Below are 20,889 nucleotides of genomic sequence, written 5' to 3'. Positions count from 1 at the left end.
CCAAGTTGCTCTTGAACGATTCTACCAGTAGGTAGGTAATTGATCAAAATCGAGCCGCCGTGGCGGATTCTTTGCGCCAGTCTGCGTCAGCAATATACGCTGTATATCGACTATTCCGGCCCTTGGTTGGGCTTGCCCGGAATAGAAAGGCAGCGCAGCTCGTGAGGCTTGTTAACACCGACCGACGGCCCCGTAGCGGCATATTGAATATCTACCTACTAGTAGGCTAGCATCTATGGGCACGCTCAAAAAGTGACGGAAAAGCGCTTCCATTCAGACAACCCCTAGCTTGATGCTTTGAAACTTGATCCCGGCCTCTCGGCAAAAGCCAGGGACGCTACGATTCCGTAACCTACCTACTACTAGATATACGCGATTCCTACATCGCCAACCTCCTGGAGAACTGACATGCAAAGCCCCGCCCCAGCCGCTGATCGATCACTAAATAAATGGCTCCAGACCTACTACTTCCTGCGAACGGGAGCCTCGATAGCATGGATCGCTCTGGCGGCACTCGTGGGCAGGCACAACCCCGCTATCGGAGCGACCCTGCTTGTCGTCTACCCGGCGTGGGACGCGTTCGCCAATTATCTCGATGCCCGCAGAAGCGGTGGTCTTGGCGCCAATCCATCGCAGAAGTTCAACTTCATCGTCAGCATCGTCATCGCGCTTGCCGTCTGCTGGGCGCTTACCGTCGGCATGCCCGCCGTCATCACCGTATTCGGCGCCTGGGCAATCTTCTCCGGCTTATTGCAGCTAGCCACTGCCGTACGGCGCTGGAAAACCACGAGCGGCCAATGGCCGATGGTTCTCAGCGGCACTCAGTCAGCGCTTGCAGGCGGCTTCATGTTTCATCAGGCGCATAGCGGCGCACCATTGGACGTGACCACGATTGCGCCCTACGCCGCCTTTGGCGCGTTCTACTTCCTCATCTCGGCGGTCTGGATGACTGTAAAGAATTTTCGCCAGCGATCCGCGTTGGCCGACTGAAGGGCGCTGGATGCCGGACATGGAATGCGTTGTCGTGCATTGACAGCGCACTTGAACTCTTCAGGTGCCCTCACGGTCAGACATGCGAACTGACATTACTGAGGGGCACCTCGATAACCCGAACGTGATCGCGCACTGCTCTCAATCATGCATCGTGAGGTAACACATCCTGCCGTCAGCACATCTAGCAAGGCTGGACTCACAGTACAGAACGCTGCCATTTATCCTTGTAGTTGAGGAATTCTTTCCTTTTAATTTTCCACGCGCCAGATTCGAGATTCAATGTGAATCGAGATATCGTTTGGAGTCCAGTTTTCTGGTGAATGGTGAAAATCGCATCACCATCAGTAAATTCCGCACTACCTTCAATATCGCTGTCCGGGTCATACGTCGATGGATCAGAGCAACCAAGATCAATTAGACGACCTTGGTTTGTTTTATCCTGGAGCGACCATTTTTCCAGAACCTCCGAAAGCTCTTTACGACCTTGATTGTCTATGAGTGTGGCGTCGCGCCCGTTTTTCACTGCGTCGAGCTTTTCATGATAGAAACCCAACTCCCACCGCTTCATGTCCGACATGAATGTGCGCAAAGCGCTTCGCGCTTGTTCCAAATCATCATCCGTCATCTCGAATCCTTGGTTGCTGAATTTACTCCCTGGATCCTTTCGCCCGTTCTAGAAGGCGTCGTGATCCTTCAAAACGGCTGGTAGCTTAGAGTGCATCCGGCACGAACTTGGTCACGCATTGATGCTTACGTAACTTCGCTTCCGGGATGGTCACCGCTGGCGAACCGCCGTAAGGTTCGCCGGTCTGGACATCCTCCGGATCCTTGAACACTCCAGCGTGATAGCTCGTGTCGCATTCGTCGTATTTGTTACATACGGCTAGTTTCGTGCAGATGACGTTTCCATCCCGCTCGTAGATGTAATAGGTCGCTCCAGAATATGGCGGCCGAGGATAGGTCTCAGTACGGACGCTGATAGAGCCATGGTCGCTGGCGCCGGCCGTGCCGGAAAGCGCCAGTGCGGCGATCACTGCCCAAGCGCCTAAGCGTATTTGGATCGTCATGTAGGTAGTCCTATGGCCTTGCCAGGGTTGCCCGATGGGGCCGTATCGTCTGGTCCTCGCCAAGAAGGGAATATGGCTAGCCTGATCTCCTTGCCGCAAGAGGCAATGAGAAAAATGCATACCTGGAGTTAGCCAGCCGAGCGGCCCGGCCGGCTCTAATAAAGGCACTTGTAAGCGTCGGATAGAGCGAGAAGAACTTTAATTTGGCGGAGAGAGTGGGATTCGAACCCACGGTAGGCTTGCACCTACGGCAGTTTTCAAGACTGCTGCCTTAAACCACTCGGCCATCTCTCCGTGTTTTTCGCACGCCGGCCATTGCAGCCTCACGTGATGTCGCGTCGTCGCGCCGGGTTGCCCCAGCGCGACGATTGTACCTGAACGCTTAAGCGATGGCTTCCAGTCCGCCCATGAGCGGGCGCAGGGCCTCGGGAACCTCGATGCTGCCGTCTTCGCGCTGGAAGTTCTCCATCACGGCCACGAGGGTGCGGCCCACGGCGAGGCCGGAGCCGTTGAGGGTGTGTACCAGCTCCGGCTTGCCGGTGGCGGGGTTGCGCCAGCGGGCCTGCATGCGGCGGGCCTGGAAGTCGCCGCAGTTGGAGCAGCTGCTGATCTCGCGGTAGGTGTTCTGGCTGGGCAGCCACACTTCGAGGTCGTAGGTCTTCACCGCCGCGAAGCCCATGTCGCCCGTGCACAGCAGCACCTTGCGGTACGGCAGGCCCAGGGCCTGGAGCACGGCTTCGGCGTGGCCCACCATTTCCTCCAGCTGCTGGAAGCTGGTGTCCGGGGTGGCGATCTGCACCATTTCCACCTTCTCGAATTGGTGCTGGCGGATCATCCCGCGGGTGTCGCGGCCGTAGCTGCCGGCCTCGGCGCGGAAGCACATCGAATGGGCAGTGAAGCGCATGGGCAGCGCGTCGGCCTCCACGATGCTCTCGCGCACGAGGTTGGTCAGGGCCACCTCGGCCGTGGGGATGAGGTAGCGGCTGGCTTCGCCCACGTGGGTGTGGAAGAGGTCTTCCTCGAACTTGGGCAGCTGGCCGGTGCCCTGCATGGCGTCCGGGTTCACGATCAGCGGTACGTTGTGTTCGAGGTAGCCGTGCTTGACCGTGTGCAGGTTGAGCATGAACTGGGCGAGCGCACGGTGCAGGTGCGCAAGCTGACCGCGCAGCACGGTGAAGCGGGCGCCGCTCAGCTTCGAGCCGGCCTCGGCGTCGAGCCAGCCGTGGCGGGCACCCAGGTCTACGTGGTCCTTTACTTCGAAGGCGAAGGAGCGGGGCTGGCCCCAGCGGAGGATTTCCGTGTTCTCGGTCTCGTCCTTGCCGAAGGGGGCGGACTCGTCCGGGATGTTCGGAATGCCCTGGGCAATATCGGTGAGCTTCGCCTGCACTTCCGTGAGGGCATGCTCGTTGGCCTTCAGCTTGTCGCCGATGCCGGCGACCTCGGCCATCAGGGGGGCGACGTCCTCACCCTTGGCCTTGGCCTGGCCGATGGCCTTGGAACGGGTGTTGCGCAGGTTCTGCAGCTCCTGCGTCTCGGTGGAAAGCGCCTTGCGCTCGGATTCGAGGCGCTCGATCGTGGCTACGTCGAGGTCGAACTTCCGAGCGGCGCGGAGGCGCTCGGCCGTTTCGGCGAGTTTGCCGCGCAGGAGGGCGGGATCCAGCATGGGTCGGGTTCCATTTGATTCGACCCGTGATTATCGCAAATTCGGTCCCGTGGAGTGCGCCGGGATGGAATCTGGGGTTTCGGGGGCTGTAGGAGCGTGCTTGCGCGCGACCGGGATGGGCGAAATGTTGGTTTTTCGCGAAAACCGGTCGCGCGCAGGCGCGCTCCTACGGTTTGGGTTTGCGGGCTTTGGTGCGGGCGGCGCGGAGGGCGGTCAGTTTTTCGCGGAGTTTCAGTTCCAGGCCGCGGTCTACGGGTTCGTAGAAGACCGTGTCGACGAGTTCGTCGGGCAGGCATTGCTGGTCGAGGGCGATGCCGCCTTCGGCGTCGTGGTCGTACTGGTAGCCGGTGCCGTAGCCGAGGTTCTTCATCAGCTTGGTGGGTGCGTTGCGCAGGTGCATGGGGACGTCGAGGGTGCCCATTTCCTTTACCACGGCCTTGGCGCGGTTGTAGGCCATGTAGGCCGCGTTGCTCTTCGGGGCCACGGCCAGCCAGATGGCGAGCTGGGCGAGACCTAGCTCGCCTTCGGGACTGCCGAGGCGTTCGAAGGTGTCCCAGGCGTCGAGGGCCATGCGCCAGGCGCGGGGTTCGGCGAGGCCCACGTCCTCCACCGCCATGCGGGTGAGGCGCCGGGCGAGGTAGAGCGGATCGCAGCCGCCGTCGAGCATGCGGGTGAGCCAGTACACGGCGGCGTCCGGGTCGGACGAGCGCACGGACTTGTGCAGGGCCGAAATCTGGTCGTAGAACTGCTCGCCGCTCTTGTCGAAACGACGCGTGCGGTCGGCCAGCACCTGCTCCAGCGTGGTCTGGTCGATGCTGCCGCCTTCGGCGAGTTCGGAGGCGATTTCCAGCAGGGTGAGCGCGCGCCGCACGTCGCCGTCGGCGGCGCTGGCGATGAGTTTGAGCGTGGTGTCGTCCACGTCGAGGCCCAGTTCGCCCAGGCCGCGTTCGCTGTCTTCCAGTGCGCGGCGCAGCGCGGCCACGATGGCATCCACGCTCACGGCGTCGAGCACGTGCACGCGGCAGCGCGAGAGCAGCGCAGAGTTGAGCTCGAACGAGGGGTTTTCGGTGGTAGCGCCCACGAACAGGATCACGCCCCGCTCGATGTAGGGCAGGAAGGCATCCTGCTGCGCCTTGTTGAAGCGATGCACCTCGTCCACGAAGAGCACGGTGCGGCGACCCTGCGCAAAATTGCCTTCCGCTTCGGCCAGCGCCTTGCGCACATCGGGCAGGCCGCTCATCACGGCGGAAATGGCGCGGAAATCGGCGTCGGCGTAGCGCGCCACCAGCAGGGCCAGCGTGGTCTTGCCGCAACCGGGCGGGCCCCACAGGATCATGGAATGCACGCGGCCTGCTTCCAGCGCGCGGCGCAGCGGCTTGCCCTCGCCCATCACGCGCGCCTGCCCCACCACCTCGTCGAGGGAGCGGGGGCGCATGCGTTCGGCCAGGGGCTTCAGCGCTTCGGGTTCGGCGAACAGACCGGGGGACTGGGAAAACATGAGGCTCGTTACGTTCGGTGAACGCGCATTATCGCGCGTTCACCGTGCACGATGCCTCAATGCTCCCCTGAATCCGGCGGGGGCGGCTTGCGCAGCAGGCTGGTGGCCATGCCGATCACCACGGCCGCGCCGAGCAGCAGCACCACCCAGAGCAGCGGACGGGTCCAGTCGAACGGCGCCGCCGGGGCGTCGAGGGCCTTGCGGCCTTCCAGCTCTTCACCCGGGTCGACCCGGACCAGCGCGGGGCGCCAGCTGGCGTCGGCACCCTTGCGCAACGACGCGATGGCTTCGGCAATGGGCCAGCTGGGGCGGCGCAGGCTGCGACTGCCGACCAGCAGGCGATAAGGCCCCTTGCCTTCGGGCAGGAAGACGAAGCGGTCCGCACGCCAGCCCACGTCGAGCCTGGGCGGCTCGCGCAGTGGCGTGCCGGAGTGCACGCGCAGGTGCTGGCGACGGGCTACTGGCACTTCCAGCGGGTGATCGGCGGCCTGCCCCGGGGTGAGCACGATGGTGCCGAGCGATTCGCCACTCATGGGCCCCTGCACGGCCGTGATGTCCAGACGGGCCACGTTGTCGCCGCCGCCGAGTCGGGCACGAATGCGGCTTACCGGTAGCGCGGCGGGAAGGTCGTAGTCGTAATCGACGCCCTGCCCGCTGGTCTTGCTGTCGGATGACGTGACGGCTGTCCATTGCAGTGCCGCCTCGTCCTTCGATGAGGCATCTTCCACGGTGCCGGACAGCGTCACCGACGATGCGCCGCCCATATCCCAGGGTGCCTCGCCCTTGGTGACGCTGACCCGGTAGTAGCGCATCGGGGAGCCGCTGAGCTTCAGCACGCGCGCATCCACCGCGCCTTCGCCCTGCCCCAGGGTCACGATGGAAGCGCCGCGCGTGATGGGGCTCCACGTTTGCAGGTCGGTGCTCGCATCCACGTCCACCGTAAGGCTTACGTCGTGCGTGGATGCAGGGAATTCCAGGCGCTCGGCCGAGACCGGCGAATGGGCGTCGAACAGCCATTGCGTCGGTGTGCCCGGCACGACCGGTGCGCCGGGATCGATCACGATGTCGCCGTTGGTGTTGCGCTGGATACGTGGTCCCGCCACGCCACTTGCCGTCTGCGGGACGGCACGCAATGGCGTATCCAGCGTCACGGGATGAAAGCCCGGGGCAGCAGCCGAATACGGGCCCATGGCCACGGGGCGGTTGTCTGCATCCACCACGATGACGTCGGCCAGCCCGGCATCGGGGCTGGCCCAGGCGTAGGCGTCCTGCGGCAGTTCGATCAGATAGGCGCTGGCACCGGCTGGCGTATCGAGCGTGTAGGCCCAGGCGAAGCCCGGCGCATCGGCGGCCACGGCAAGGGTGGTCGTCAGGCCGAAAAGGAACGAGGCGATACGCCAGTCACGACGCATGAGGAGGCTCCGCGGAAGGGGAAACACTCTGGCGCGGCGGTGCCGGCGCGAGATAGCCGATGACGGTACACAGCAGGCCATACGCCATGAAAGAACCGATGCCGAACAGGTTGCCGAGGTGACTGCGATCCACCAGCAGCAGTTTCGCAAGTACGAGACCCATGATGCCCGCACCGGCCATCCACAGCATGCGCTGCCCGCGACGCGAGCCCAGCACCCAGGCCAGCACACCGATCACGCTCCACACCACGGTGAGCGAAAGCTGCGCAAGGCTGGATCGGGTAATCGTGTCGTCCCACGGCACGCTCGCCAGGTGATGCACGGCGCGCAAGGTCGCGCTGGTGGCAAAGGCGAAGAAGCACACGGCAAAGACCACCGGTCGCGTCACGCGCACGCCGTGCGGCAATGTGTCGTCGGACAGTGCGCGGAAGACCAGTACAAGCACCGCAACCAGCAGCAGGTCCACGGGGTTGAGCACGGGAATGAAAGGCAATGGCGCCGCCTGCCCGGAGACGAACAGCAGGCCGATGCCGATCAAGGCCGTCGCAAAGAACAGCAAGCCACCAAGCGCAGCGCGAATCGCCTCCGCGTGCGCCGCCAACGGTGCCACCACCGGACGCGGCCACCATAGTGCGAGCGCCGTCAGCACAAGCGTCGGCAGAACGAAAGCCGCGCTCACCCAGCCATCCGCCACGAGCATGGGCATGCGGAAGCCGTAAGCCACGCTGGTGCCGACGCCGATGAACACCAGCCAGCGCAGCCACCAGGCGACGCTCGCCGCCACCGCCGCAACACGGTGCGCCGTGATGGCGCGCATCGCCAACCAGCTGCTGATGGCAGATATTGCGACGGCGATCAGCGGATACACACTGAAAGGCTGCACGCCACTCTGCCCCGCGCCCATCAGCACGGGCACGCCGGCGAAGATCGACAGCGGCACCACGAAAGCCAGCACTACGCCGAGGTCGAGCTTGTGCGCACGACGACTGGCCTCGGCCACGGGCCACGCGATGATGCCGATCACGGCCAGCCAGCACGCCGCAGCCGTGGTGTCGTCGGTGGCGAATGTTGCGATCTCTACGCCCACGCCTACGAACCACCACAGCAGTGCCCACGAGGCGAGACCGACGCGAGCAAGGCTGGACACGCCCTGCGAACGACCATGGCGGTCAAACTGCCACGCGCTTGCCGCACCGCCGATCATCAGCAGCAATGCACCGATGAACTGTGCATTGAGAATCGGCATGTCGCCGTAGTGATGATTGAACAGCGCGTTGAGCCCCCATGCACCTGCCGCCAGCAATTGCAGGAAAACGCCCGACCAGCGTGGCAGGCGGCGCGACTGTCGGAAGCCCAGCCACACCAGGCCCGCGCCTTCCAGCGCGAAGACACTGGCAGTGACACTGGCACTCAGTGCGAGCGGTACGGCGATGGTGGCGAAGGCCACGGCAAGCACGGCCCAGGTCTCGCGCAACACGCCCATGTCGTCGCGCTTGCGGATGGCGAAGGCGATGCCGACGTAGATCGCGGCCGCCACGAGGGCGGATACCGCCAGCGGCATGGGCGCCCAGTCGAGCAACGCCGCCTGCAGGAACAGGCTGGCGATGGGGTTGCCGAACATCAGGCAGCCATCGAGGATCGCCTTGCGCCGGTCCGGCGAACGCAGCACGTGCAGCCAGGGCACGATGAGGTAAAGCAGGAAGAACAGCACCAGGAAAGGCTCGGTGCTGTTGAGCAGCATCGGGTCGTAACGGAGCGCCCCCCAGGCGGTGCCGATGCCGAAGGTGGCCACGAAACCCAGCACGTTGAGGATGCGCCAGGAGCGCTTCCAGGCAATGCCCAGGATCGCGAGGTTGAGTACGGCGTAGTACGAGAACAGGGCCACGTGATTGCCCTGCCCGCTCGACGCGATGATCGGCGCGGCAAACCCGGCCAGCAGGCCGAGCACGGCCAGGGCGAGTGCATCCTGCAACACGGCCAGCACGCACAGGCCGGCCACGAAGATCACCAGCAGTGCAAAGGCCGGCAGCGGGCCGATCAGGTCGTACATGCGATAAGCGGCAAATACCGTCATCACCAGTACGCCGAGCGAGCCGCCCTGTAACGACAGCGCAAAAGCCCGGCGTTTCTCGCGCTGCATCCAGCCAAAACCGACACCCGCGATGGCCACGAGCGCCACCAGTGCCAGCCTCACGGACATGGGCACGCGCAGCAGGCCGATGTCGGAGGCGTACTTGAGGAAGGCGGCGACACCGGCAAACAGCACGAGCATGCCGACCTTCACCGGCACGTTGCCTTCGGTGAACCAGCGCTTCACCGCCGAGGCGGCGTGATCGGCGAAGGATGGGCCGGCGGGTGCGGCGGGTATCGCTGAAGCCTCCCGCGCCGGTGCCGGTGCCGAAGCGGAGGCGGAGGTGGAGGTGGAGGTGGAGGTGGAGGTGGATGATGCGGGCGCGGGCGCAGAAGTAGCGACCTCGGCGGGCATCGGCGGGGGCACCGATCGCGTTGACGTGGAGGCTGTTGCACCGATGGGCGCCGGGGGCCGGCCTGTCAGATCGGATGGGTGCGTCGGGCTGCCCGGCTGGCGCGCCAGGACCTCGTCCGCCGTGGGCCACGTGACTGACTGCTCGGAGCGCTGCACGGGTGCCGGCTTCGTTGCCGATTCCGTCAGCTTGCGGACGGCTTCGTCGAGGTCACGGCTCAGTTGGGAGGTTCGTGCCCAGAGCAGGCCGATGGCAAAACCGGCAACCGCGCCGGCAACGCTCTGACCTACGAATACGCCGATGATTGTGCCAACGATGGCCCAGACGACATACATGCCCCAGCACCTCCACATCCGATGTTCGGGGCGGAGTCTGGCATGAAACCGTCATATTTGGGTGGAATCACCCCTGTAGGAGCGCGCCTCGCGCGCGACCGGATGTACCGGCATGCACGGTCGCGCGCGAGGCGCGCTCCGACAGGGGAAGCATCAGTGAATGGGCTGGGTCTGGATGACCGGGGCGTCGCCGATGACGTCGGCGCCTTGCGGCGGCACGAAGTTGAAGGTGTCAGCCGGCACGGCGGCGTTCTTCTGCCAGCCCGCGAACTGGATGCGGGTGGTGTTGCCCAGCTGGTCCTTGAACTCCATGCGTGCGAGGCCGCCGGCGTCGAAGCCGAGGTCCGCATGATCGAACTGCGGGTCCTTGCTGGTGGAGGTGAGGCGCAGCCACTGCAGGCCGTCGCGCTCGCCCTGCTCCGTCACCTTGAAGCCCTTGTCGAGCTGCGACAGGTCGGTAAGCACCGTGAGCGGGCTCTGCGCTTCTTCGCTGCTCTGCCTGCGCACCGTGACCTGCTCCAGGTCGGGGTCGTACAACCACACGCGGCTGCCGTCGGCCACGATGGTCTGCTTGTACGGTGCCGTGGTCTCCCAGCGGAACTGGCGCGGGGCCTGCAAGGCCAGTGTGCCCGTGCTCGTCTTGCCCGCGTCGCCGTTGGCATTGCTCAGCGTCTGGCTGAAGCGTCCGGTGATCGAATGCAGCCCCTTCGCGAACGCATCGAGGCGGTCACGCGCCGGACCGGCGGCGAAGGTCGGCAGGCTGAGGAGGGACATCGTCGCGGCAAGCAGCAGGCGTTTCATGGCATGGGTTCCGTAAGTGTCGGCGCGATTGTCAGCGATCGGTCTCGAACAGCGACTTAAGCATGTCGATGGCCTCGGCGGGTGATATCTCGCCGGCCTCCATCTTCTCGCTGATGTCGGCGATGGCCTTGCCGTCGCGATGCCAGAACGGCGCGTCGCGGGTGGCGATATGAAGCGGGCGGGCTTCCTGGCCCACCACCACGATCTCGGCGATCTCGGCCTGTTCGGCGAAGATCACTTCCAGCGCATCGTCCACCTCGGCCGTGTGGCCACTGGCGTACTCGCGCACGACCGAGCAGGCGCGGCCATCGTCGGCACGCAGTTCCAGGCCCGGGATGGAGGGATTCAGCTCGAAGATGCTCTGCACTTCGTCCAGCACCTCGTCGGTGGGCACGAGATCGCCGGTGACGAGCAGTCCCCAGGGGCGCTGGCGCAGCGTCCCCGGCTTGATGGGAGTCATGGGGTGTTAGTCCTTCGGAGGCGGCGGCGCGAGCACTTCACGGTTGCCGTTGTGCTGCGGCGCGCTGACGATGCCGTCCTGCTCCATCTGCTCGACGAGGCGGGCGGCGCGGTTGTAGCCGATGCGCAGATGACGCTGCACGCCGGAGATGGACGCGCGTCGCGTCTCGGTCACCACGCGCACGGCGCGGTCGTAGAGCGCGTTGTCGCTGTCGGCATCGCCGTCGGCGTCCTGCGGGAGGCCGGATTCGTTGATGATCTTGCCGTCGGCGGTGGACTGGACTTCTTCCAGCACGCCTTCGATGTAGTTCGGCGCACCCTGCGCGCGCAGCCATTCCACCACGTTGTGCACCTCGTGGTCGTCCACGAAGGCGCCGTGCACGCGGTCGGGCGTGGCGGTGCCGGGCGGCAGGTAGAGCATGTCGCCGTGACCCAGCAGGGCTTCGGCGCCGGACTGGTCGAGAATGGTGCGCGAGTCGATCTTCGACGACACCTGGAAGGCGATGCGCGTGGGGATATTGGCCTTGATGAGCCCGGTGATCACATCCACCGACGGGCGCTGGGTCGCCAGGATCAGGTGCACGCCGGCCGCACGGGCCTTCTGGGCCAGGCGGGCGATGAGCTCTTCGACCTTCTTGCCGACGATCATCATCATGTCGGCGAACTCGTCGATGATGATGACGATGTGCGGCAGCGGTTCCAGCGGCTCGGCCACCATACCCGGCATGTCGGGGTTGGCGCGGAACAGCGGATCGAGCAGGGGCTGCCCGGCGCTTTCCGCCTCGCGGACCTTCTTGTTGAAGCCACCCAGGTTGCGCACGCCCACGGCGGCCATGAGCTTGTAGCGACGCTCCATCTCGGCCACGCACCAGCGCAGCGCGTTGGCGGCTTCCTTCATGTCGGTGACCACGGGCGCCAGCAGGTGCGGAATCTTGTCGTAGACCGACAGCTCCAGCATCTTCGGGTCGATCATGATCATGCGCACGTCTTTCGGGCTGCTCTTGTAGAGCAGGCTCAGCACCATGGCGTTCACCGCCACGGACTTGCCCGAACCCGTCGTGCCGGCAACCAGCAGGTGAGGCATCTTCGCCAGGTCGGCCACCACGGCCTTGCCGCCGATGTCCTTGCCCAGCGCCAGTGCCAGGGGCGACTTCACCTGGTCGTAGCGCTCGGACTTGAGGATTTCGGAAAGGTAGACGATCTGCTTCTTGGTATTGGGGATTTCCAGGCCGATGACGTTCTTGCCCGGAATGACGTCCACCACGCGCACGCTCACCACGGACAGGCCGCGGGCGATGTCCTTGTCGAGGCTGGAGACCTGGCTGCCACGCACGCCGGCGGCGGGCTCCAGTTCGAAACGGGTGATGACCGGGCCCGGATACACGCCGACCACGCGGGCTTCGATCTTGAAGTCGCGCAGCTTGAGCTCGACCTGCCGCGAGAGCACTTCGAGGGTTTCCTCGGAATACCCCGGGCCCTGCGGGGGGGCGTCGTCCAACAGCGACAGCGGCGGCAGCTCGCCATCCATCGATGCGCCCGTGAACAGCGGAATCTGGTTTTCGCGAACGGCACGCTCGCTCTTGGTCACCACGGTGCTCACCGGCGACTCGATGCGCACCGGCTCACGCTTGGCCTGCTTGACCGCCTCGGCCTTCTTCACTACCTCGCGCTCGGCACGGGCCGAGCGTGCGGCCATCACCTCGGGGGCCTGGCGCACCTTGCCGCCAAACCAGCCACCCATGCGCACCACCAGCTCGCCAGTGGAGTCCATCAGCTTGAACCAGGAAAGGCCGGTGGCCAGCGTGACCGCGATCAGGCCCACCGCCAGCAACAGCAGCGGCGCGCCCTTGTCACCGAAGGCGTTGTGCAGGCCCCTGCCCACCCACTTGCCCACGATGCCGCCGGGGCCTTCGGGCAGCACGGGCATGTCGATGTTCAGGTAGGCCAGCGCCGGCGCGGTGATGAAGAAGAACACGAAGCCGATAAGCCGCAGCGAGGGCTCCCATGCCTGCACGTTGCGCTCGCCGCGATGGCGAATCACCTGGATGCCCAGGGCCAGCAGCAGCAACGGGAAGCAGTACGACACCAGCCCGAAGATGTAGCGGAGCATGTTGGCGATATTGGCGCCCACGGGGCCGCCAAAATTGGTGGCGTGCTCGGCCACGCCCATGTGACCCCAGCTGGGGTCCTGGTCGTTGTAGCTGAGCAGGCACACCAGCAGGTAGAGGGCGAGCGGCAGCAACAGGAGCGCCCCGGCCTCGCGCAGCCGGCGCTTGAGCTCGTCGCTCAGTCCTTCCCGTTGGGCCTTGACCTGGGCCTTGGCCTGCTTTTTCACGACTTTCGCGCTGCGCGCCACTTAACTACCAACCTCGATTGACGTTTCGCGGCATCATGCCACGGCCCGACGCCCCCGGGGGTGACCGGGCATCGGTATCATGCAGCGCATGTCTTGAATCGCACCTCGGTGTTCCCCATTCTTCCGGGCCTGAACACGAGTCACCTCCCCCCGGGGAGGCCCGCGGTACGTCGATGCACCATACGCCGCAGTAAACCCAAGGATTATACATGAGCACCCCCAAGCACAGCCGTCTGCTGATCCTCGGCTCCGGTCCCGCCGGCTACACGGCCGCCGTCTACGCGGCACGCGCCAACCTCAAGCCGACGATGGTCACCGGCCTGCAGCAGGGCGGCCAGCTGATGACCACCACCGAGGTGGACAACTGGCCGGGTGACGAGAAGGGTGTGCAGGGTCCGGAGCTGATGCGCCGCATGGCGGAGCACGCCGAGCGCTTCGAAACCGAGATGGTGTTCGACCACATCCACAGCGTGGATCTCAAGAACCGCCCCTTCCGCCTGAAGGGCGACAGCGGCGAGTACACCGCCGACGCCATCATCGTCACCACCGGCGCCACCGCCAAGTACCTGGGCATCGCCTCGGAAGAGAAGTTCAAGGGCCGCGGCGTGTCCGCCTGCGCCACCTGTGACGGCTTCTTCTTCCGCGAGCAGGATGTGGTGGTGGTCGGTGGCGGCAACACCGCCGTGGAAGAAGCGCTGTACCTGTCCAACATCGCCCGCAAGGTCTACCTCGTGCACCGCCGTGACAAGCTGCGCGCCGAGAAGATCATGCAGGACAAGCTCATGGAGAAGGCCGCTGCCGGCAAGATCGAACTGGTGTGGAACCACCAGATCGACGAAGTGCTGGGCGACGATTCCGGCGTGAACGGCGTGCGCGTGAAGGACGTGAACACCGGCGCGAAGCGCGACCTGGAAGTACAGGGCTTCTTCGTGGCCATCGGCCACACGCCCAACACCGGCATCTTCGAAGGCCAGCTCGAGATGAAGGACGGCTACATCCAGATCAAGTCGGGCCTGAACGGCATGGCCACGGCCACCTCCGTGGAAGGTGTGTTCGCGGCCGGCGACGTGGCCGACCACGTCTACCGCCAGGCCATCACCTCGGCCGGCTTCGGCTGCATGGCGGCGCTGGATGCCGAACGCTGGCTCGACCAGCAGATGCCGATCAATCCGTAAGGCGAAGGCCCTGCGCCTGCGGGCGCGGGGCCGTCCGGCATGAACGGGATCCGTTTCCTCGACGGCCTTGCCGACATCGCTCCTGCCGACTGGGATGCCCTCGTCCCGGACGGCAATCCCTTCGTATCCCATGCCTTCCTCGCCGGCCTGGAAACCACCGGCTGCCTGCGCGAGGCCTACGGCTGGCGCCCCCGGCACATCGCCCTCTTCGAAGACGGCAGGTTGCTGGCCGCCGCACCCACCTATCTCAAGGGCAATTCGCACGGCGAATTCGTCTTCGACTGGAGCTGGGCTGCCGCCTGGGAGCGGGCCGGCGGCGATTACTACCCCAAGCTGCTCGTTGCATCGCCCTATTCGCCCGTGCCGGGCCCGCGCCTGCTGGTTCGCGACGGTGAGGATGCGCCCGCCTTGCGTCGCCGCCTGGTCGAGGCGCTGGTGGAAGAAACCGACCGGCTGGGGCTGTCATCGGTACATGCGAATTTCCTGGCCGACGACGATCTCTCCGCCTTCGACGAGCGCTGGCTGGTCCGCGCCGACTACCAGTTCCACTGGCATAACCGGGGCTATGGCGATTTCGACGATTTTCTCGCGGCGCTGAACTCGAAGAAGCGCAAGAACATCCGCCAGGAGCGCGGTTACGCACACGCCGCCGGCCTCACGCTGGAGATGCGCGGCGGCGATACGCTGTCCGACGCGCAGTGGCGGCAGATCCATGCGCTCTACGAACTTACCTTCGACATGAAGGGTAACCACCCTGCCCTCACCGCCCGTTTCTTCCATCACCTTGGCGCCTCGCTCGGTCCCGCCGTGCAGGTCGCCATGGCGCGGGATGGCGAGGATATCGTGGCGATGGCCTTGTTCATCCGCAGCCGTGACGTGCTTTACGGTCGGTACTGGGGCGCCAGCGTCGAAGTGTCCGGGCTGCATTTCGAGCTGTGCTACTACCGGGGCATCGATTACGCGATCCGCGAAGGCATAACGCGCTTCGAGCCGGGTGCGCAGGGTGAGCACAAGCTGGCCCGGGGCTTCCTGCCCTCGGTCACCCACTCGCGCCACTACATAGCGCATGATGGTTTCCGTCGCGCGGTGGCAGAGGCGCTGGTCCAGGAGGCCGGCCATCGCGACGCCTATCGCGATGAGCTCATGACCCACTCGCCCTACGCCGACCGATGATCCGCCTGCCGCAATTGCACCCGTCGCGCCCGGCGCTGTTTCCTACGCCGGAAAGTGCCCTTGATGAGCCCAATGGCCTGCTGGCCTGGGGCGGTGATCTCTCGGCCGAACGCTTGCTTGCGGCCTATTCGCAGGGTGTGTTCCCTTGGTTCAACGAAGACGAGCCGATTCTGTGGTGGTCGCCCGATCCGCGTTGCGTCTTTCGTACCGATGGCGTGCATGTGAGCCGCAGCCTGCGCAGGCAGCTGGCGAAGACGAACTGGCGACTCACGGCGGATACCTCGTTCAGCCGCGTCATGCAGGCCTGCGCGGCGCCGCGCAATGGCCAGCCAGGGACATGGATCGGGCGGGACATGATTGCCGCGTACGAAGAGCTGCATCGGCTCGGGCACGCACACAGTGTCGAAGTGTGGGATCGCGGCACGCTCGTGGGCGGCATTTATGGTGTTGCCATCGGCAGGTTGTTCTGCGGCGAGTCGATGTTTTCCGCGCACACGGGCGGCTCGAAGGTGGCGCTTGCCGGGCTGTGCCAGCTGCTGCACGGATGGGGATTTCCCTTGCTCGATGCCCAGGTGACCAACCCTCACCTGATGAGCATGGGGGCGGTCGAAGTGCCGCGACGCGAGTTCGTATCGCAGGCAAGAAGGCTATCGGCCATGCCCGGCATCGTCGGCTCCTGGGTGAAATACCAGCCCCCCCACCCCCTGTAGGAGCGCGCCTGCGCGCGACCCGGACGGGCCGATACATTGGAGCTCACCGCGAAATCCGGTCGCGCGCAAGGCGCGCTCCTACAGGGGGTTAGCGGGCGCGGTGGCCGCTCATTTCTGCGCCGGCGTTGCGTGGCAGCATGGCGCAGATGGGGGCGGCGATCAGCGAGAGCACAGTGACCACGATGAAGGCCACGCTGAAATCGCCCAGTTCCGCGTGATCGCGGCCATGCCATACCACCGAGACATGCAGCGCGGCGGCAGCCACGCAGATGCCTACCGAGAGCATCAGCTGCTGGAAGGTGGTGTAGAAACTCGTTGCACTGGAGAAGCGCTCGCTCGGCACGTCGGCATACGCCACCGTGTTGTATGCACTGAACTGCAACGACTGGAAGAAGCCGCCGAGCAGCAGGATCGTGTAGATCGCCCAAAGCGGCCAGTCAGGACGGAAGGCGGCGCACAAGCCGATGCAGATCACCGACAGCACGCTGTTCCACACCAGCGTGGCGCGAAAACCCCACATGCGCAGCACCGGCGACGCCGTGGCCTTCATGAGCATGGCGCCCAGCGCCGAAACGAAGGTGACCACACCGCTATGCGCCGCCGACATGCCAAAACCCAGCTGCATCATCAGCGGCAACAGGAAGGGCACCGCGCCTGCCGTGATGCGCGTGAGCGATCCGGCATACACCGACAGGCGGAAGGTCGTGAAGCGCATCAGTGAAAGATCGAGGATGGGGTGCTCACTACGCCGCGAATGCAGCACATAGAGCGCACCAACCACGAGGCCAAGGCCCATGAGCCCCCACGACCACAGGATGCCGTTGACACCACGACTGGCCATTTCCAGACCGAACACGAGGCACGACAGCGACGTGCCCGACAGCACGAAACCCAGCCGGTCGAACGGCGTCCTGGTGGCAAGACGGATATCCGGGATGTACTTCGTTGCCAGCCAGATGCCTGCCAGCCCGATGGGTACGTTGATGTAGAAGATCCAGCGCCACGAAATCCAGGTGACGATGAAGCCCCCCAGCGGCGGCCCGACCACGGGGCCGATCAGCGCAGGCACCAGCAGCCACGACATCGCACTGACCAGCTCGGACTTCGGCACCGAGCGCAGCAGCACCAGGCGCCCGACCGGCACCATCATCGCGCCGCCGATGCCCTGCAACAGGCGCGACACGACAAGCAGCGGCAGATTGCCGGAAATGCCGCAAAGAATGGAGCCGATGGTGAACAGCGCGATGGCCGCGCGGAACACATTGCGCGAACCGTAGCGGTCGGCAATGACGCCACTGGCGGGAATGAAGACCGCGAGGCTCAGCATGTACGACGTGAGCGCCACGCTCATATGCAGCGGCGAGACATCGAACGAGCGGGCCATCGCCGGCAGTGCCGTGGCGAGGATGGTGCCGTCCAGTTGCTCCATGAACATCGCGCTGGCGATGATCAGGGCAACGGTGCGAAAGCCTGGAGCGGTGGTCATCCCGGTAGGCATGGCGAGGGAGGCGCTTATTTTGCGCCTCGCAGCCGCTTACGTCGAGGCAGAACGTGCGCCGTGTTGCAGGTTCCGTTCACTTCGAAATACCCGCGCTTGGCCGCTCAGCGGATCGGTGAAGCGTAATTCACGCGCCAACAGCCGCAATGGATCATCGAATCCTTCGATTACCTCGCGCAACACAGGGTAATAAGGGTCACCTTCGATTGGAGCGCCCAGGCCTGCCATATGCACGCGCAACTGATGCTTGCGCCCGGTCACCGGCTCCAGGCGATAAAGCCATCGGTCTGCCTCGCGGGCGAGCACGTCGATGCGAGTGAAGGCATTTGCCTGGCCTTCTGCTTCGCGCATGCGAAAGAATGGCTCGCCACGCTCGATGCACGTGGCGCGCTCCAGCGGGAACACGCATCCCGGCAAAGGCGCGGCGATCGCCTCGTAGACCTTGGCGATCCGGCGTTCGCGGAACAGGCGCGTATAGGCGTCGCGACTGGAAGGCCTTGCCGAAAACACCACAAGACCCGCCGTGTCGCGGTCGAGGCGATGCAGTGCCACCAGATCGGGATTGCCCAGGCGCCGGGCCAGGCGTACCGACAAGGTTTCTTCGACGTGCCGCCCTGCCGGCATCACCGGCAGGAAGTGCGGCTTGTCGGCGACCACGATGTCCTGGTCGCAATAGACGATGGTTTCCTCGAAGGGAATCCTGGGCTCGTCCGCCACCTCCCGGCGATAGGCCAGAAGCGCGCCGGCAACGTACGGGGCATCCCCGCCCACGATGGCGCCATCAACCGCCACCATGCCGCGCGCCAGCCTGTCCGCCCACACCGGCCGCGGAATCGAAGGAAATCGCGCTTCGAGGAAGTCGAGAAGGGTCTGCCATCCACCGGGAGGCAGGACAAGTTTGCTGACAGGCTGAAAGTGCATACATTCCATTGTAGATGGCCGGCATATACTGCATCCCAACCACATGAGCGGGGGCGCAAACCGTGATCGGCCGGTTCCTCAGGACGTTGTTCGGTCGTCGTGATCCCAGCGTGTTGCCCACCCGCACGAGGCGTCCGCGCCCGCTCGTCGCGCATGCCGATTTCGATGCCCCTCCCGGCGCACTCACGGCCGAAGATATCGAAGACCGCTTCTTCCGGCTCGTCTACGGGTTTCCCGCAGCACGCTCCTCGTCGCTCTCGGCAGACGAGCAAGCCGTATTGCGTCACGTACGCGATGCGTTCGGCGGCGACCGCATCGACATCGCCACGCTGCCCCGCCTGCCTGCCGCCGTGCAGGCGCTGATGGGCCCGTTGCACAGCGCCAGGACCGACAGCCTCGCCCTCGTCCGCCGTATCGAAGCCGATCCCACGCTCGCCGACGATATCGTCCATGCGGTGAATCACTCGCCCCACGTGGTGGGCGGCCATGTCCGCGATGTCTCGGGCGTACTCGGGAGGGTCGGCTACCACGGCCTGCAACGCGTGGTGATGCAGGTGGCCATGCGGCCCGTACTGCGCCGGGATACCGGACCAGCCAGCCGGGCGGCGGGGGAGCGGCTGTGGGAGCAAGCCGGCCGCAGCGCCCGCGCAAGCGCCTTTCTCACCCAGCCGGACGGTGATCCCTTCGAGGCCTGGCTCGCGGGCCTGGTGAGCCAGACAGGCGTCCAGCCGGTGCTGGTCGAACTGGAAAAATGGCGAGGTCTTTCCGGCGTGGGATACAGCCAGGCGTTCGTGGCGGCCGCCGGGCTGCAAGCCGAGCGCATCGCCCTGCATGCCGCCAGGCAGTGGGGACTGCCACCACGCGTGCTCCAGGCCCTTGCCGAACGCGCAGACCCCGCAGACGGCGGCCTGCGCACCCCGCTGGGCCGGGCACTGCTGGCGGCCAGCCGTATCGCCATGCTCGACGTGCTGATCGAACACGGACTGGCCGAGCCGGGCTCGGTGCTGAAGGCGACGCCGTCACAGGGCATCGGACAGGCGCGCCTGATCGCCTGCCGCAGCCAGCTGCGCACGCCGATGGCCGTGGTGGCGGAGAGCTAGCCGAAAAGGCGCCTCCGCGACTGGGAGAGCCCCCTGATACTGCACCCATGTACCAGTGGGTGACCATCATGGCCGGGGGGCCACAGGACGGCGACCGTATCGTGCGGGCTTTCGACAAGCCGCGCATGAACCCGCCTGCCCTGCGCGCGGTCGATGGCGAGGTCTGCTGCCCCGTGGCTACCCATACCGGTGTTCAGGGTGGCTGCTGCGTGGTGGTGCATCCCGACGCCACGCCCGGCCAGATCGAGCGTGCCGTGGATGCCATGCTTGCCGACCCGCTCTGACCCCCTGCCGTCCATTGTGGACGCCGCGTTATTATTGACCCTTATTCGACCCTGGCAGGGATCCACGCATGTTTGCGGCGAACACCCCACCCGCCAGCAGCAAGGACGCGCTTGCGCGCCTGGGCTGGCAGGATTTCGAGCACCTGCTCGCGGAGCATTACCGCGCGCAGGGTTACCGCGTGGAACACGCCGCGCCGGCACCGTCACTGAAAGCCCTGGGCAGCGGTCTCGACCTGCGCCTGCGCCGCGGTGACGAGTCACTTATCGTCCGCTGCAAGCACTGGGATACGCTGGAAGTGCCGCCGCAGGAGGTCAACGAACTGCTGAGCGCCATGCTCAACGAGGCCTCCACGGGCGGCATCCTCGTCACGCGCGGCCGCTTCAGCGCCGAGGCCCGCAACATCGCGCGCCGCCAGCCCCGCCTGCAGCTGGTGGATGGCGACGTTCTCAAGGTGATGCTGAAGCTTCCCGATCATCTCGATGCCGTGATGCCGGGCATGGCCAACGCCAGCGTTGCCGCTCGCAAGGCGGCACCTGCGCGGCGTCGTGCCGCACGTACCGAACAGTCCAGGCTCGTGCCCCTCTTGCTCGGCGTGGTGATCCTGCTCTTGCTGGGCCTGTTTGCCTGGCGAGCGATATCGTCACGGCCGACCGCCGTGGAGGCTCCCGTCGAAGCCACCGCCGCACCCGTGACCCCACCTGCACACAGGGACACCGGATCAGCAGCGACGCCGCCACTTGCGGTGGCACCGGCAAAACCGGAGCCCGGCATTGCAACGACGTCAGCGGCCGATAGTCCGGCCCTGGCCCGCGAACTGGCCGAGCGGGCACGCAGCCATGGTGGCGCGCCCTCCTCGTCACCTGTCACGCATTCCTCCGACGAGGCCATCCGCGTGATGGAAAACAACACGCGCGAAGTCGGCTCATCCAGATAATCCTCGCGCGCTTCACATCCTTGCAA

Annotated in this window: 18 protein-coding genes and 1 tRNA gene; 7 read left to right on the top strand and 12 right to left on the bottom strand. The window is 65.3% G+C overall.

Going from position 1 to position 20,889, the window contains the following annotated elements:
- The first annotated feature begins 408 nt into the window (after positions 1-408).
- A complete protein-coding gene (locus tag KR767_RS15415) occupies positions 409-990 on the top strand; it encodes a DUF308 domain-containing protein (RefSeq protein ID WP_250876882.1) in 582 nt (193 codons plus the stop codon).
- 199 nt (positions 991-1,189) lie between these two features.
- Here the strand turns inward: KR767_RS15415 and KR767_RS15410 are convergent, their stop codons facing one another.
- The 10 genes from KR767_RS15410 to KR767_RS15365 form a co-directional block, all read right to left on the bottom strand.
- Positions 1,190-1,618 (bottom strand): NTF2 fold immunity protein, encoded by a 429-nt coding sequence (locus tag KR767_RS15410; RefSeq protein WP_250876881.1) that lies wholly within the window; start codon positions 1,616-1,618, stop codon positions 1,190-1,192.
- A gap of 85 nt (positions 1,619-1,703) precedes the next feature.
- On the bottom strand, positions 1,704-2,060 hold the full coding sequence (locus KR767_RS15405; RefSeq protein ID WP_250876880.1) for a hypothetical protein: 357 nt from the start codon (positions 2,058-2,060) through the stop codon (positions 1,704-1,706).
- Between the two features lie 204 nt (positions 2,061-2,264).
- Positions 2,265-2,354: transfer RNA gene (locus tag KR767_RS15400), tRNA-Ser, on the bottom strand.
- A gap of 88 nt (positions 2,355-2,442) precedes the next feature.
- Positions 2,443-3,723 carry a serine--tRNA ligase gene (serS, locus tag KR767_RS15395; protein WP_250876879.1) on the bottom strand — a complete coding sequence of 427 codons (1,281 nt, stop codon included), beginning with the start codon at positions 3,721-3,723 and terminating at the stop codon, positions 2,443-2,445.
- A gap of 166 nt (positions 3,724-3,889) precedes the next feature.
- Positions 3,890-5,221 carry a replication-associated recombination protein A gene (locus KR767_RS15390; protein ID WP_250876878.1) on the bottom strand — a complete coding sequence of 444 codons (1,332 nt, stop codon included), beginning with the start codon at positions 5,219-5,221 and terminating at the stop codon, positions 3,890-3,892.
- Between the two features lie 56 nt (positions 5,222-5,277).
- Positions 5,278-6,633 carry a DUF3999 family protein gene (locus KR767_RS15385; protein WP_250876877.1) on the bottom strand — a complete coding sequence of 452 codons (1,356 nt, stop codon included), beginning with the start codon at positions 6,631-6,633 and terminating at the stop codon, positions 5,278-5,280.
- The gene (locus tag KR767_RS15380; protein ID WP_250876876.1) at positions 6,623-9,451 is read right to left on the bottom strand and encodes a DUF2339 domain-containing protein; all 2,829 of its coding nucleotides are present in this window, start codon (positions 9,449-9,451) and stop codon (positions 6,623-6,625) included. The genes KR767_RS15385 and KR767_RS15380 overlap by 11 nt, the downstream gene beginning before the upstream one ends.
- A gap of 153 nt (positions 9,452-9,604) precedes the next feature.
- Positions 9,605-10,252, bottom strand: a complete 648-nt coding sequence (gene lolA / locus KR767_RS15375) for an outer membrane lipoprotein periplasmic chaperone LolA (RefSeq protein WP_250876875.1) — start codon at positions 10,250-10,252, stop codon at positions 9,605-9,607.
- Positions 10,253-10,283: 31 nt separating this feature from the next.
- On the bottom strand, positions 10,284-10,712 hold the full coding sequence (locus KR767_RS15370; protein ID WP_166948406.1) for a hypothetical protein: 429 nt from the start codon (positions 10,710-10,712) through the stop codon (positions 10,284-10,286).
- 6 nt (positions 10,713-10,718) lie between these two features.
- Positions 10,719-13,046 carry a DNA translocase FtsK gene (locus KR767_RS15365; protein WP_250876874.1) on the bottom strand — a complete coding sequence of 776 codons (2,328 nt, stop codon included), beginning with the start codon at positions 13,044-13,046 and terminating at the stop codon, positions 10,719-10,721.
- Between the two features lie 230 nt (positions 13,047-13,276).
- Between KR767_RS15365 and trxB the strand changes: the two genes are divergently transcribed.
- The 3 genes from trxB to aat are packed head-to-tail and all read left to right on the top strand — an operon-like array spanning position 13,277 to position 16,125.
- Positions 13,277-14,242, top strand: a complete 966-nt coding sequence (trxB, locus tag KR767_RS15360) for a thioredoxin-disulfide reductase (RefSeq protein WP_166948410.1) — start codon at positions 13,277-13,279, stop codon at positions 14,240-14,242.
- Positions 14,243-14,281: 39 nt separating this feature from the next.
- The gene (locus KR767_RS15355; RefSeq protein WP_250876873.1) at positions 14,282-15,415 is read left to right on the top strand and encodes a GNAT family N-acetyltransferase; all 1,134 of its coding nucleotides are present in this window, start codon (positions 14,282-14,284) and stop codon (positions 15,413-15,415) included.
- Complete coding sequence (gene aat / locus KR767_RS15350; protein WP_250876872.1) at positions 15,412-16,125, top strand: leucyl/phenylalanyl-tRNA--protein transferase; 714 nt, start codon at positions 15,412-15,414, stop codon at positions 16,123-16,125. Before KR767_RS15355 ends, aat begins: the two co-directional genes overlap by 4 nt.
- An 88-nt stretch (positions 16,126-16,213) precedes the next feature.
- On the opposite strand, the gene KR767_RS15345 is transcribed toward aat, so the two are convergent.
- On the bottom strand, positions 16,214-17,611 hold the full coding sequence (locus KR767_RS15345) for an MFS transporter (protein WP_250876871.1): 1,398 nt from the start codon (positions 17,609-17,611) through the stop codon (positions 16,214-16,216).
- A 48-nt stretch (positions 17,612-17,659) separates the two neighbouring features.
- Positions 17,660-18,544: a pseudouridine synthase gene (locus KR767_RS15340; RefSeq protein ID WP_250876870.1), complete on the bottom strand. Its 885-nt coding sequence runs from the start codon at positions 18,542-18,544 to the stop codon at positions 17,660-17,662.
- A 62-nt stretch (positions 18,545-18,606) separates the two neighbouring features.
- Here KR767_RS15340 and KR767_RS15335 point away from each other — a divergent pair, with 62 nt between their 5' ends.
- The 3 genes from KR767_RS15335 to KR767_RS15325 all read left to right on the top strand — a co-directional run bounded on the left by KR767_RS15335 (position 18,607) and on the right by KR767_RS15325 (position 20,863).
- Positions 18,607-19,644 carry an HDOD domain-containing protein gene (locus tag KR767_RS15335; RefSeq protein ID WP_250876869.1) on the top strand — a complete coding sequence of 346 codons (1,038 nt, stop codon included), beginning with the start codon at positions 18,607-18,609 and terminating at the stop codon, positions 19,642-19,644.
- Between the two features lie 47 nt (positions 19,645-19,691).
- Complete coding sequence (locus tag KR767_RS15330) at positions 19,692-19,928, top strand: hypothetical protein (protein ID WP_166948421.1); 237 nt, start codon at positions 19,692-19,694, stop codon at positions 19,926-19,928.
- 68 nt (positions 19,929-19,996) lie between these two features.
- Entirely contained in the window at positions 19,997-20,863 is an 867-nt protein-coding gene (locus KR767_RS15325; protein WP_250876868.1) for a restriction endonuclease, read from the top strand.
- Positions 20,864-20,889 lie beyond the last annotated feature (26 nt).

The organism is Luteibacter anthropi, assembly GCF_023699965.1.
GTDB classification, from domain to species: domain Bacteria; phylum Pseudomonadota; class Gammaproteobacteria; order Xanthomonadales; family Rhodanobacteraceae; genus Luteibacter; species Luteibacter anthropi.
This window is presented reverse-complemented; position numbering and strand designations above follow the sequence as displayed.